Raw genomic sequence first — 12,730 nt, forward strand, 5'->3', positions numbered from 1 at the left:
TTAAGATTCAGCAAGTGGTTCGTCCTCTTGCTTCTTTTTATTTTGAGGCTGCGTGATACTTGGTCTTAGCTTCGTTAATGGCACGGAAACTCTAATTAGAATCTGTAAGAACGCTTTTGCGTTAAACGGGACGAACGGCCACAAATACGGTGTATTGAGCGGGCGTAAACTTATTAAAAACAATATCGTCAAAGTAACGCCGATCATGTAGCCTGGGACTCGGAAGAAATAGACGAGAAACAATAATAAGAGCCGAATCAATTTGTTCGCGATTGCAAGTTCATAGCTTGGCGTCGCATAAGAACCGATTGCCGCGATCGAAACATAAAGGATAACCTCTGGCACGAATAGACCAACGTCGATGGCGATTTGCCCGATTAGAACCGCTGCAATCAAGCCCATAGCTGTTGAAAGTGGCGTAGGGGTATGGATGGCGGCCATCCTCAAAGTCTCTATACCAAGTTCGGCTAGAACGATTTGAACAAATATAGGAACATTGGTTTTTTCATTCGGTCCGATAAAATCGATCGTTTTTGGAAGTAGTTCCGGTTCATATACGAACAGCAGCCATAGTGGCAAAAGGAGCAATGCAGCAAGCATACCACCAAATCGAACCCATCTAAGAAATGCACCAGCTAAAGGTGCTTCTCGATATTCCTCCGCGTGCTGAACGTGATGGAAAAATGTCGTGGGCGTGATGATAACACTCGGTGAAGTATCTACGATGATCAGCACATGACCTTCCAATAAATGAGACGCAGCAACGTCGGGTCTTTCCGTATACCTCACTAGAGGGAATGGATTGCCTGCTTGATGCACCAAAAATTCTTCTATGGCTTTATCAGCCATCGGTAAACCATCGATATTGATTTCTTTTAACTTTTTCGTTACGATTTCGACTAGGTTAGGATTTGCCACATCCTCTAAATAAGTTATGCAAATATCTGTTTTAGATCGTTCTCCAACTTGCATGATCACATTCCTAAGTTTTCCATCACGTATTCTCCGACGTGTTAACGCGGTATTTTCAATGATATTCTCTGTGTACCCATCTCTCGAACCGCGGATGACCTTTTCTGTGTCGGGCTCTTGCGGTGTTCTACCTGGATACTTACGAACGTCGATGATATACGCCTGTTCTTCGCCGTCCATAAAAACAGCGATTAACCCTGAAAGAACTTGATCTACCACTTCATCAAAGTTATCTACTGTAGACACTTGCTGATGTGGCAAGTGATTGTGAATCACTTTTTCAAACTGCGCAGTCAGACGGTGATGTTCGTCTGTATACATCAATTCACGCATGATTTCTACTATGATGGATGTATCACAAAGTCCTGTACAGTAGTAAAAGTACACATCTTTGTTTAATATTTTTATTTTCCTAACGCCTACGTCAAAACTCTTCCCAATACCAATCGACTTTTCCATGAACTTTTCGTTTTCTTTTATCTTTTTAAAGATTTTTTGTTTATCCTTCGTTTTTGAACTCATCTATCCCACTCCTTTCTAGAAGAATTTGAACCGCTTTCCTTGTAATCGGTGACCCTTTTGACGGATCATCATAACCTGACATCTTACCAATATCACCGACTCCCACAACGATTGGAAGGTCCAATTTATCAAGGATCGATACCGTGTCTCCATCTATTCTTCCGATTTCCATATCAGGGAGTCCATTTTTATCCACACCAAATTCGGTAAGCTCTCCAAACCGGTCGATGGAAACATTCACTTTTGTCCATTCAGAAAAGTGGGTTCTCGATGCCACAGCGATCGCTCCTAAAACCTCTATGTTTGGATCAGAAGCAACGTACTGCATCGCAAGTTCACCGTACCCTTCACCTTGGTAGCCACTGTCATCAAACATGACAAACACGGGGTCATGAGGGGTTTGAGATATAAGTGATACAATTTCGTATCCAGCAAGCGGTGTAGGGTTACCAGCCGATTGACTGATACATCTTCCGCCAAGTTCTGAGGCTACTGTTTCAATAGCCTGTTGAGCATATAGATCACCGTCAGTAACAAAAATAACCCTCCGCTTATGATTCATATCTTCACCCCTTTGGTTTAAACAGTATGGCAACAATAAAACCGAATACGATCGCTGACGAAATACCAGCTGACGTTAATTGAAAAATCCCCATCCCTATTCCGATAAAGCCGTGTTCTTCTCCCTTTTGCATGGCTCCATGTAGCAAAGAATGCCCAAAGCTTGTAATTGGAACGGTTGCTCCTGCCCCCGCAAATTCAATCAACTTATCGTAAATACCAAATCCGTCTAATATCGCTCCAGAGACGACGAAGGACGACATAACGTGTGCAGGGGTTAGTTTAAAGATGTCTAATAAAAGTTGACCTATCACACAGATTGCTCCTCCGACAGCGAATGCAAGGAAATATTCCATTATTGACCACTTCCTATTCTTTCAAAAACTACAGCATGTGCAATGGCTGGCATGCTTTCTTTCTGTTGAACCATAACCGGGCTATGAAGGCATCCTGTTGCAACGACTAAAATCTTGGTATATCGCCCCTTTTTCAATAAATCCATAAGGTGGCCATACGTTACAACCGCAGAACATGCACATCCACTGCCTCCAGCAAAAACTTCTTCTTGATCTGGGCGATAGACCATCAACCCACAATCATTGTGATTATTGGTAATGTCATATCCATCTTCTAACAGCAAGTCTCTGACGATGGGTGAACCGACTGCTGATAAGTCACCAGTAACGATCAAGTCGTATTCAGTCGGCTCAATATCGAGATCTTTAAAGTGAGTAGCAATCGTATCCGCTGCAGCAGGAGCCATCGCAGAACCCATATCGAACGGGTCTTTCACCCCCCAATCAACGACTCTTCCAACAGTTGCAGAAGTAATCTTGATGTTGGTAGCGTCTGTACCGATCAGTACCGCACCTGCACCAGTAACGGTAGATGTTGCAGTTCCCGGCTTCTGCCCACCGTATTCTGTTGGATAGCGAAACTGCCTTTCAGCAGTCGCATTATGACTACTAACGCCAGCTATAGCAGATGTCGCAAATCCTCCCTCTACTAAAGAGGATGCTAATGCAAGGGATTCCATCGAGGTCGAGCATGCTCCGAATACTCCTAAGAAGGGAATTTGTAATGCCCTTGCAGAATAGGTCGCACTTACGATCTGATTTAAAAGATCTCCAGAAACATAAATGTCTACATCTTCCTTTGAATAACCTTTTTTGCTTAAACAGTTTGTAATCGAGTCTTCCAGAAGCTTTCTTTCGGCTAACTCCCAATTCTCCTCATTACAATGAAGATTGTCATAAGTCACATCGAAACATTCACCTAAAGGACCTTCAGCTTCCTTGGGACCAACTGCTGTGCCAACAGATTGTACATATACATTAGAGAACTTCCACGTTTGTTTTCCAATTTTCATTCGACTCTCTCCTTACTTACAACAACGCTCTGAAAATTAGCCGGACAATTCCTACCAAATAAGCTGCAACAACCCCGAAAACGATGACAGACCCAGCGAGCTTAAACATGTTTGTTGCGACCCCTAAAACGATTCCTTCACTTTTATGTTCGAGAGCAGCACTTGTAATCGAATTTGCAAAACCTGTTACGGGAACAGCTGAACCCGCACCCGCAAACTGTCCAATCTTATCGTATACACCGAAACCAGTAAGTAAAGCTGAGATAAGGATAAGCGTAGCAACCGTTGGGTTTCCTGCATTTTTTTCAGAAAAATCGAATACACTCATGTAGAAATTCTGAATGCCTTGACCAAATGTACAAATTGCGCCTCCCACCAAAAAAGCTTTTAATGAATTCCAAACATAAGGTGTTTTAGGATGATAATTCTTAATATTTTTCGAATATTGTTCCTGGTCGTGTAACGACATTTAAAACCCTCCATCTACAAATACTGTCCAATGAAATAGTGAACCGAAGATCTTTCCTAATACGATAGCCATCAATAACAAAAGGATTTTATCGATAAATCCAATTCGTTTCGTGAGAATTGGAAGTACGTTTAGGACCTCTGTTAGAGCGGCCGCAAGCATTCCGATAAAAACCCCTGCCAGAAGCCCAATGGGCATCATGAGGATCTTAGGTAACCCTAAGATTGGATTTCTTAATGATAGCCAGCTCGCTGTTACAGCCCCTACGATGATTGCCCACTCATAGAACTTGATCAGATGCCTTGTTTTTGTTATTTGAGTTAAACGAGGGATGATCCCTAGAACAGATAAAAATGCAACTAAACCAGCTCCTACAGCAATTCCTTCAGCAAAACCGATGATCATTACCAAAATGATCTGTGCATTCATCATTCGTTCTTTCCATTGTCTTCATTTTCATGTACGATGACATATCGATCGAGGTCTTGTTGATAATTGAACATCTCTACTTCAAGTGGACTAGGTTCTTCATTAAACCGTTTCTTAAATAAATGGTTAAAGAATAGGATCATTCCAATTCCTAGTCCGAATGAATACGGAATCTGGAGGAGAAGAGGTTTAGGATTATCAATTCCAGTAACGATTTTGTAAATTTGTTGGTGTACTTCTCGCATACTTACATCTTCATGGAAGTTCATAATTGCTAGTGCAGCCCCAATAAATAGGAGAAGCCAAATGAACACAAAATAGACAGGTGCTAATTTTTTCTTTGAGATTTGCACTTCGATAATGGTTTGTGTCGGTCCGATTATTTGCACTTCAAGAGAGATTGTACGTTGAATCGCTCTTATCACTTTCATCACATCGATTACAACGAGATTCTTATCTTCTTTCCGTATGCGATGGATGATGGTGGTCTCAAGTTTTCTACATATCTCGTCTTCTCCAATCAGCTGAGCGATATCACCAATCGTCAGATGTGCTCCGGGCCTCACTCTAATCTTTTGTTTCAATCGAAGGTAAATCATATCAGCTGTCACAGCTCTCCACCTCCTTATCGAGAGGTACCTTATATAGGTAATAGTATGTTTCTGGTATATCGCTCTCATTCGAACTGCACTCATGTTCCATTAATTCCCTCGTAGAAAAACATGGTTCTGATAAAGAAAATATCCAATAAAAAAACAGCTGAACTATTTGTTCAGCTGCTCTTTTATTTCCTTTAAAATTTTCTTTTCTAGCCTTGATACCTGTACTTGTGAAATCCCTAACCGTTCAGCTACTTCTGATTGTGTTTGATCTTTGTAATACCTCAGATATACGATTAACCTTTCCCTTGAATCTAACTGCTGTAGAGCATCTTGTAAGGCAATCTTATCGAACCACGATGTATCTGAATGATCTGCTATCTGATCCAATAGCGTAATTGGATCACCGTCATTTTCGTAAACCGTTTCATGGATCGAACTCGGTGCTCGAACAGCTTCCTGAGCCATGACGACTTCTTCTGGAGTAACGTCAATAAGTTCAGCTATTTCGTTGATCGTTGGTGTTCGACCTAACGTTTTAGACAACTCATCTCTTGCCTTTCGAACTTTGTTTCCTGTTTCTTTAAGAGATCTGCTAACCTTTACCGTACCATCATCTCGAATAAAGCGCTGGATTTCTCCTATAATCATTGGGACAGCGTAAGTGGAGAATTTAACATCATAACTTAAATCGAACTTGTCAACGGATTTTAACAGACCAATACACCCTATTTGGAATAAATCGTCGGCCTCATAGCCTCTATTAAGAAAGCGTTGTACCACAGACCAAACAAGTCTCATGTTTTTTTGCACAATCTGATCTCTTGCCTGCTGATCCCCATTTTGGCTCTGTTTGATTAATTCCTTGACTTCTTCATGCTTAAGCTGAGTATGTTTACCTTTTTTTACCTCCACGTCCATACGCAGGTCCCCTTAATTACATAACGCTTTATTTTTTGATAGGTACTTTACAACATGAATCGAAGTACCCTGGTTCTTAGCAGATTCAACTTTTACTTCATCCATAAAGTTCTCCATGATTGTAAAGCCCATCCCAGATCTTTCTAATTCTGGCTTCGTCGTAAACAGAGGTTGTCTAGCTTCATCCAAATCATCGATTCCGATTCCATTATCACGAATAGTGAGGTGAACAGTATCATCGTTGAGCTCAACAGATATATAGACTTTTCCATCTCCATTATGTTCGTACCCATGAATGATTGCATTTGTCACTGCTTCAGAGACAACTGTTTTGATTTCGGTTAGCTCATCGACTGTTGGATCTAATTGAGCTATAAAAGCTGCAACTGTAACTCGAGCAAAGGATTCATTCTGACTGAGAGCTGAAAATTCAATATCCATACGATTTCTCATTAAGCCACCCCCAGTGTCGCAAGAGCATGTTGCTCATCATCTTCGAGTCTCACGATCTTAAATAGACCTGACATCTCAAAAAGGCGTTTTACTGCTGGAGATATGGAGCATACAACCATCTCTCCACCAAAGCTTTTCACCTTGTTGTACCGGCCAAGAATCACACCAAGCCCAGAGCTATCCATAAATGACAGACCTTCCAAACTTAGAACGATATGCTCAATTTTTCTCTCCTCAAGAAGTTGATCGACTCTCTCGCGTAACTCTTCAGCGGTATGATGGTCTAATTCGCCTTCTAACCGTATTAATAAAACTGGATGCTTAACTTCTAGGTTAATCGTAAGACTCACAACGCACTCCTCCTCATGGTTTGCTTGTGAGTTTTTTCTCTGTTTGTTACCTTAATTCCTTCTTCGTGACAAAACTAGTGAATGTTCGATGAAAGGGTTGCTTACTTGACACCATCTGACGCTTTGGCGAATTGCCCTACCGTCCTCTTCATCAACTGCCACCATGATGCTTGATCGATCGATTGTGATGACAATACAGGTGACGTTGCTGTTACTTTGCCATCTACCTTAACGGTAAGAACACCTACAGGATCACCCTCTTTAATCGGCGCCTGAAGATTTTCATTCATTTTGATCGAGGTCGTTATTTTCTCGTCTTTACTGCCCTTTTTCATGAGCACAGAAACTTGCTCAGAAGTTACAACGTCCATGGTTGCTCGGTCACCTTTGTTAATTTCGACTTCTTTCACAACGTGATTTCGATCGAATAATTTGTTTGTCGTATATTGAGAGAAGGCATAATCGAATAGCTTCGTTACCTCAGCATTCCGCTTTTTTGGAGATGGTGCGCCCATCACAACAGCGACTACTCTCATATCATCGCGTTTTGCAGTAGCGGTAAGACAGTATTTTGCTTCATTCGTAAAACCAGTCTTCAACCCATCTACACCTTGGTAAAATTTAACTAATTTATTCGTGTTCACTAGCCAGAACTTTTTATCAGTATCTTCTCTTAAGTAATCTTCGTATTTTCCTGTATATTTCGTAATCAAGTCATACTTTAATAACTCTCTCGCCATCATTGCCATATCATGTGAAGTCGAATAATGCTCCTTAGCTGGAAGTCCCGTAGGATTTACGAAATTCGTATCTTTTAGGCCCATTTCTTTTGCTTTATCATTCATCATTTGAACAAAAGCTTCTTCTGAACCAGCAATCGCCTCTGCCATTGCAACAGATGCATCGTTACCTGAAGCAATTGCGATGCCCTTCAGCATATCGTCGGCCGTCATCTCTTCCCCTGCTTCTAGAAAGATTTGAGATCCTCCCATAGATGCAGCGTATTCACTCGTGCGGATCTTGTCTTCAAGTTTCACTTTTCCACTTTCAATCGCTTCCATGATCAAAACCATCGTCATGATCTTTGTCATACTTGCTGGAGGAAGCTTCTTATCACTGTCTTTTTCATATAGTACTGCCCCTGTATCTCGTTCAATGAGTATTGCAGACGATGATTCTTCCACAATATCTGATTTTATTTCATTAGCGCTTGCAAATGTTGGAACGAATGTTGCTACTACGAGTAGCATGGCGAGTAAAGCTGCCGAAACTTTCATCTGGATCCCTCCATTCTTAGTAATAGAAGGATGCCCATCTTATTGGTAAAGTATACCTTTCATTCATTACGATAGAACGAGGGCGGATACCAATAAAAAAAGCCCCCAGAAAGGGGGCTTTCGTTTATATTTAGTTGATCACATCATAAATAAGCTTGTGTTTACCTGGAGATTCTTCAGAAAGTGTGTATGCTTCATTGATCTTTTTGATTGAATCTTGTGGATTCTCATCATCACTATGAAGTGTAACCAATGCTTCACCTTTCTTCACTGCATCGCCTACTTTTTTGTTTAACGTGATCCCTACACCGTGATTGATTTGATCATCTTTCGTTGCTCTACCCGCTCCAAGGTACATAGCAGCAACACCGACTGATTCTGCATCGATCGCAGTTACGTAACCGTCTTGTTCAGCAGTTACTTCAATATGATACTTCGATTGCGGAAGTTTAGAAAGATCGTCGATTACGCTTACGTCTCCACCTTGAGCAGAAACAAGAGAACGGAACGCTTCAAATGCTTTACCGTTTTCAAGGTTTTCTTCAAGCGTCTTATATGCAGAATCAAAGTCATTAAACACTCCTGCAAGAACAGTCATATGTGAAGCTAATTCTAATGATAAGAGACGAAGGTCTTCTACTTTTTTACCTTGAAGAACTTCACAAGCTTCACGTACTTCGTTCGCGTTTCCAACTTCAAACCCTAGAGGTTGGTTCATGTCACTGATGACTGCAACAGTGTTACGTCCAAGATTATTTCCGATGTTAACCATTTCTCTTGCTAGAGCTTTAGAATCTTCTAATTCTTTCATGAAAGCTCCAGTTCCCGTCTTAACATCAAGAACAATGCTGTCAGCACCAGACGCTAATTTCTTACTCATGATTGAGCCTGCAATCAAAGGAATGGAGTCAACAGTAGCAGTAACATCTCTAAGAGCATATAGCTTCTTATCAGCTGGAGCTAGATTTCCTGTTTGACCAGCCACTGCAAGCTTGTGTGTGTTTACGTTGTTGATAAACTTTTCTTTCGTCATTTCAATGTTAAAGCCTTCGATCGATTCAAGCTTGTCTAGAGTACCACCCGTATGTCCTAGTCCACGACCAGACATTTTTGCAACAGGAACTCCAACAGAAGCAACAAGAGGTCCAACGATAAATGTTGTTTTATCTCCTACTCCACCTGTAGAATGCTTATCTACTTTGTGTCCTTCGATAGCAGAAAGATCGATCGTTTCACCAGAATCAACCATCGCTTGCGTTAACATTGCTGTTTCGTTTGATTCCATGCCGTTGAAATAAACAGCCATCATAAGTGCAGAAGCTTGATAGTCCGGGATATCTCCTGCTGTGTAGCCATTAATAAAAAATTCGATTTCTTCTTTAGTTAACGTTTTACCGTTACGTTTCTTTTGAATAACATCAACCATTCTCATGTGATGAATCTCCCTTCCTACGCCATCTTCTCTACAATATTTTTAACTAAAAGCAAGAAGTTTGCTTTTACTTTTTCAGTTGTTTCGATTACCTCACCATGGTGAAGTGGCTGATCAAGGATTCCTGCAGCCATGTTTGAGATACAAGATATTCCTAGTACTTCCATTCCAGCGTGTCTTGCAACGATTACTTCAGGAACCGTTGACATGCCGACTGCATCTCCACCAACTGTACGTAGCATACGTACTTCTGCTGGTGTTTCATATGTTGGACCCGTGTTCCCAACATACACACCAGACTGAAGCTTCATGCCAAGTTCTGTTGCAGTATCATGAGCAAGCTTTTGTAAGTCTTGGCTATATGCCGTAGACATATCAGGGAAGCGCGGACCAAACTCTTCGCTATTCGGGCCGATTAACGGGTTTGCGCCAAAGTTATTGATGTGATCTGAGATCACCATCAAATCACCAGGTTCAAACTCCTCATTAACGCCTCCGGCAGCGTTTGTTACGATGATTTTTTCGATGCCTAGCTCTTTCATTACTCGTACCGGGAACGTTACCTTATCCATTTCATACCCTTCATAGTAATGAAAGCGACCTTGCATCGCTGCTACGTTCTTGCCGTTAAGCGTTCCAAATACGAATTGACCTGCATGTCCTGAAACTGTTGAGACAGGAAAGTTAGGAATATCGCTATATGCGATTTTCACAGGGTTTTCGATTTCTTCTGCTAGTACACCAAGACCAGATCCTAAGATGAGACCTATTTCAGGCTTCACTTCTCCAGCGTTTTCTGTAATGTATGATGCTGCATCTTGAATTTCTTGTTTGATTACTGTCATTATTTATTCCTCCTCTTGTCCTTAAAGCTTCTCAAGAAAGCTTGTTCCATACTTAGGCAAGTTTACCTCAAAGTTATCCGCTACAGTAGCACCAATATCTGCAAATGTTTTGCGGATTCCAAGGTCTTCACCTTTTTCAATTCCTTTATGGTAAGCAAGCAACGGCACATACTCACGAGTGTGATCCGTTCCATGATGTACTGGGTCGTTACCATGGTCTGCAGTAATTAGAAGGAGATCATCCTCTTGCATACCTTCTAAGAACTCACTCAGACGGGCATCGTATTCCTCAAGAGCCTCTCCGTACCCTTGTGGATCTCTTCTGTGTCCAAAGAGTGCGTCGAAATCAACAAGATTCAGGAAGCTCAACCCTTCAAACTCCATTTTCTGGGTATCGATAAGCTTGTCCATACCATCCATGTTCGATTTCGTTCTCAGAGATTCTGTTACACCTTCTTCATCATATATATCGGAAATTTTCCCGATCGCGATGACATCTTTTCCATTCTCCTGAAGCTCGTTCATCACAGTATGACCGAATGGTTTTAAAGCGTAGTCGTGACGGTTGGAAGTTCGTTTGAATTCGCCTTCTTTACCAACGAATGGGCGAGCGATAACTCTTCCTACCATGTACTCTTCTGCTTTCGTCATCTCTCTTGCGATTTCACAAATATGATAAAGCTCATCGAGTGGTACTACTTCTTCATGAGCTGCAATTTGCAGTACGGAATCTGCTGATGTATAGACGATTAAAGCACCCGTTTCCACATGTTCTTGACCGAGTTCTTTAATGATTTCTGTGCCAGAAGCAGGCTTGTTACCGATGATTTTTCGACCTGTTCTTTCTTCTAATTCATTCAATAGCTTATCAGGGAAACCATCAGGGAATGTGCGGAAAGGCTGTTCGATATGAAGACCCATTATTTCCCAGTGCCCAGTCATCGTATCTTTCCCATTTGATGCTTCCTGCATTTTTGTATAGTGTGCCATCGGTTTCTCCACTTTGGAAATGCCATTGACTTCTCTAATGTTACCGAGACCTAACTTTTCCATGTTTGGCATCTTTAGACCACCCATGTGCTCAGCAATATGCCCAAGCGTATCTGCACCTTTATCATTAAATTGCTCAGCATCAGGAGCTTCACCGATACCAACAGAGTCCATTACTACTAAAAATACTCGTTTAAATTTATTTGACATTCCTAGTCCTCCTTGTGTAAATAACACTCATATTTTACTATTCCCTTCAGAAAATATAAAAACACACTTATGTACAATCGGTCCAATAAAACAAAAAAGAAACCTGGTCAACGACCAGATTGATCTCTGGAAAAGCGAATTAAGCTCTTGGGTGGTAAGTCGAGTAAATATCTTTCAACCTGGCCTTCGTTACATGTGTGTATATCTGTGTTGTCGAAATATCAGCATGACCTAACAATTCCTGAACCGCTCTTAAATCTGCTCCGTTTTCAAGTAGATGTGTAGCGAAAGAATGCCTTAGCGTATGCGGAGTAAGAGGCTTTACAATATTCGAATGCAGCGCAAGCTTTTTGAGGATTTTCCAGAATCCTTGCCTAGAAAGTCTTTCACCATGATGATTGAGGAACAGCGCATCCGATTTTTTTCGTTTTAATAGAGCACTTCTTCCCTCATCTAAATAAAGCTGTAATGCATCACGTGCCATCTTACCTAAGGGGACGATTCTCTCCTTATTGCCTTTGCCTACCGTGCGTATAAATCCCATCGTTAAGTGGATATCCTCCATGTTTAAATCCACTAACTCAGAAACACGAAGTCCTGTAGCGTAGAGTACTTCAAGCATCGCACGGTCTCGTTTACCGAACGGAGTTGAATAATCAGGTGCTTCAAGCAGCTGCTCCACTTCTGATGTAGAAAGGATTTTCGGTAATTTTCTTTCAGCTTTGGGCGTTTCAATATGTACGGAAGGATCTTGGTCCGTTTCTTTTTCTCTTAAGAGAAATTGATGAAAGGATCTTATCGAAGCAATGTTACGCGCTATGGTCGTTGAGGCTCTACCGTTATCCTTTAATTCGTATAAATAATTAACGATGTGCACACGCCTTACATCCTGCAATGAAGTAAGTGATTCTTGTTCTGTTAAGTGCTTTGTATATTGAGCCAGATCTCGCCTATAAGCATCGAGAGTATTTTTTGATAGGCTCCGCTCAACAATTAAATAGTGTAAAAAATCCTGTACCTGGTCCTCCATAAGCGAAAACTCCCTTATTCACCAGTTTGGAAAAACAAACCGAGCCTCTCAAGGAAAATCTGCTGAGGTACTGACTCCATCTGCACCACTTTGACTGCCTTTCCCTCTGGCTCATCATACCGGTGGTAATTTTGATACTCTTGATTTACCCAGAGAATTCCAAAGTAAAACAGTAGCGTGCAGCCTGTGAATAACAAGAATACCTTCATAGTATCTAAAACAAGCAATAGACCCCTAACCATCATATGCACCTCCATCTCTAGTAAAAGATATGCCAGATAAGGAGATTTTTATACATAGC

At 41.3% G+C, this 12,730-nt stretch carries 16 protein-coding genes; all 16 read right to left on the reverse strand.

The window, feature by feature from the left end; translation table 11 throughout:
* The 16 genes from ACXAHI_RS04705 to ACXAHI_RS04780 all read right to left on the reverse strand — a co-directional run bounded on the left by ACXAHI_RS04705 (nt 1) and on the right by ACXAHI_RS04780 (nt 12,671).
* Nucleotides 1–1,494 (reverse strand): spore germination protein, encoded by a 1,494-nt coding sequence (locus tag ACXAHI_RS04705; protein WP_474846312.1) that lies wholly within the window; start codon nt 1,492–1,494, stop codon nt 1–3.
* A complete protein-coding gene (gene spoVAEA, locus ACXAHI_RS04710) occupies nt 1,472–2,056 on the reverse strand; it encodes a stage V sporulation protein SpoVABEA (RefSeq protein ID WP_474846314.1) in 585 nt (194 codons plus the stop codon). Before spoVAEA ends, ACXAHI_RS04705 begins: the two co-directional genes overlap by 23 nt.
* Before the next feature lie 4 nt (nt 2,057–2,060).
* Nucleotides 2,061–2,411, reverse strand: a complete 351-nt coding sequence (spoVAE, locus tag ACXAHI_RS04715) for a stage V sporulation protein AE (RefSeq protein WP_270179121.1) — start codon at nt 2,409–2,411, stop codon at nt 2,061–2,063.
* Entirely contained in the window at nt 2,411–3,424 is a 1,014-nt protein-coding gene (gene spoVAD / locus ACXAHI_RS04720; RefSeq protein WP_474846315.1) for a stage V sporulation protein AD, read from the reverse strand. The genes spoVAE and spoVAD overlap by 1 nt, the downstream gene beginning before the upstream one ends.
* A gap of 16 nt (nt 3,425–3,440) precedes the next feature.
* Nucleotides 3,441–3,893 carry a stage V sporulation protein AC gene (gene spoVAC / locus ACXAHI_RS04725; protein WP_474846316.1) on the reverse strand — a complete coding sequence of 151 codons (453 nt, stop codon included), beginning with the start codon at nt 3,891–3,893 and terminating at the stop codon, nt 3,441–3,443.
* Complete coding sequence (locus tag ACXAHI_RS04730; protein WP_474846318.1) at nt 3,894–4,325, reverse strand: stage V sporulation protein AB; 432 nt, start codon at nt 4,323–4,325, stop codon at nt 3,894–3,896. It lies immediately after the preceding gene.
* Nucleotides 4,322–4,921 (reverse strand): stage V sporulation protein AA, encoded by a 600-nt coding sequence (locus ACXAHI_RS04735; protein ID WP_474848068.1) that lies wholly within the window; start codon nt 4,919–4,921, stop codon nt 4,322–4,324. The genes ACXAHI_RS04730 and ACXAHI_RS04735 overlap by 4 nt, the downstream gene beginning before the upstream one ends.
* Before the next feature lie 165 nt (nt 4,922–5,086).
* Nucleotides 5,087–5,842 carry an RNA polymerase sporulation sigma factor SigF gene (sigF, locus tag ACXAHI_RS04740; RefSeq protein ID WP_270179124.1) on the reverse strand — a complete coding sequence of 252 codons (756 nt, stop codon included), beginning with the start codon at nt 5,840–5,842 and terminating at the stop codon, nt 5,087–5,089.
* Nucleotides 5,843–5,854: 12 nt separating this feature from the next.
* On the reverse strand, nt 5,855–6,295 hold the full coding sequence (spoIIAB, locus tag ACXAHI_RS04745) for an anti-sigma F factor (protein WP_474846320.1): 441 nt from the start codon (nt 6,293–6,295) through the stop codon (nt 5,855–5,857).
* Entirely contained in the window at nt 6,295–6,645 is a 351-nt protein-coding gene (spoIIAA, locus tag ACXAHI_RS04750) for an anti-sigma F factor antagonist (protein WP_270179126.1), read from the reverse strand. Before spoIIAA ends, spoIIAB begins: the two co-directional genes overlap by 1 nt.
* Before the next feature lie 101 nt (nt 6,646–6,746).
* Nucleotides 6,747–7,922 (reverse strand): D-alanyl-D-alanine carboxypeptidase family protein, encoded by a 1,176-nt coding sequence (locus ACXAHI_RS04755; RefSeq protein WP_474846322.1) that lies wholly within the window; start codon nt 7,920–7,922, stop codon nt 6,747–6,749.
* Nucleotides 7,923–8,052: 130 nt separating this feature from the next.
* Entirely contained in the window at nt 8,053–9,354 is a 1,302-nt protein-coding gene (locus ACXAHI_RS04760; protein ID WP_474846324.1) for a pyrimidine-nucleoside phosphorylase, read from the reverse strand.
* Between the two features lie 17 nt (nt 9,355–9,371).
* Nucleotides 9,372–10,199: a purine-nucleoside phosphorylase gene (locus tag ACXAHI_RS04765; RefSeq protein ID WP_474811310.1), complete on the reverse strand. Its 828-nt coding sequence runs from the start codon at nt 10,197–10,199 to the stop codon at nt 9,372–9,374.
* A 21-nt stretch (nt 10,200–10,220) separates the two neighbouring features.
* Nucleotides 10,221–11,399, reverse strand: coding sequence for a phosphopentomutase (deoB, locus tag ACXAHI_RS04770; RefSeq protein WP_474846326.1), 1,179 nt, complete (start codon nt 11,397–11,399; stop codon nt 10,221–10,223).
* Between the two features lie 139 nt (nt 11,400–11,538).
* Nucleotides 11,539–12,429, reverse strand: a complete 891-nt coding sequence (gene xerD / locus ACXAHI_RS04775; protein WP_474846328.1) for a site-specific tyrosine recombinase XerD — start codon at nt 12,427–12,429, stop codon at nt 11,539–11,541.
* Between the two features lie 14 nt (nt 12,430–12,443).
* Nucleotides 12,444–12,671 (reverse strand): YqzK family protein, encoded by a 228-nt coding sequence (locus ACXAHI_RS04780; RefSeq protein WP_270180579.1) that lies wholly within the window; start codon nt 12,669–12,671, stop codon nt 12,444–12,446.
* Nucleotides 12,672–12,730: the final 59 nt, after the last annotated feature.

The organism is Anaerobacillus sp. ABD4_527, assembly GCF_056160805.1.

Bases quoted from the DNA above. Each gene is read 5' to 3' on its own strand.
- ACXAHI_RS04730 (WP_474846318.1), bottom strand. From the start codon at position 4,325: ATGATGAATGCACAGATCATTTTGGTAATGATCATCGGTTTTGCTGAA.
- ACXAHI_RS04760 (WP_474846324.1), bottom strand. From the start codon at position 9,354: ATGAGAATGGTTGATGTTATTCAAAAGAAACGTAACGGTAAAACGTTA.
- xerD (WP_474846328.1), bottom strand. From the start codon at position 12,429: ATGGAGGACCAGGTACAGGATTTTTTACACTATTTAATTGTTGAGCGG.
- ACXAHI_RS04755 (WP_474846322.1), bottom strand. From the start codon at position 7,922: ATGAAAGTTTCGGCAGCTTTACTCGCCATGCTACTCGTAGTAGCAACA.
- spoVAD (WP_474846315.1), bottom strand. From the start codon at position 3,424: ATGAAAATTGGAAAACAAACGTGGAAGTTCTCTAATGTATATGTACAA.
- deoB (WP_474846326.1), bottom strand. From the start codon at position 11,399: ATGTCAAATAAATTTAAACGAGTATTTTTAGTAGTAATGGACTCTGTT.
- ACXAHI_RS04735 (WP_474848068.1), bottom strand. From the start codon at position 4,921: ATGATTTACCTTCGATTGAAACAAAAGATTAGAGTGAGGCCCGGAGCA.
- ACXAHI_RS04780 (WP_270180579.1), bottom strand. From the start codon at position 12,671: ATGGTTAGGGGTCTATTGCTTGTTTTAGATACTATGAAGGTATTCTTG.
- spoVAC (WP_474846316.1), bottom strand. From the start codon at position 3,893: ATGTCGTTACACGACCAGGAACAATATTCGAAAAATATTAAGAATTAT.
- spoIIAB (WP_474846320.1), bottom strand. From the start codon at position 6,295: ATGAGAAATCGTATGGATATTGAATTTTCAGCTCTCAGTCAGAATGAA.
- sigF (WP_270179124.1), bottom strand. From the start codon at position 5,842: ATGGACGTGGAGGTAAAAAAAGGTAAACATACTCAGCTTAAGCATGAA.
- spoVAEA (WP_474846314.1), bottom strand. From the start codon at position 2,056: ATGAATCATAAGCGGAGGGTTATTTTTGTTACTGACGGTGATCTATAT.
- ACXAHI_RS04705 (WP_474846312.1), bottom strand. From the start codon at position 1,494: ATGAGTTCAAAAACGAAGGATAAACAAAAAATCTTTAAAAAGATAAAA.
- ACXAHI_RS04765 (WP_474811310.1), bottom strand. From the start codon at position 10,199: ATGACAGTAATCAAACAAGAAATTCAAGATGCAGCATCATACATTACA.
- spoVAE (WP_270179121.1), bottom strand. From the start codon at position 2,411: ATGGAATATTTCCTTGCATTCGCTGTCGGAGGAGCAATCTGTGTGATA.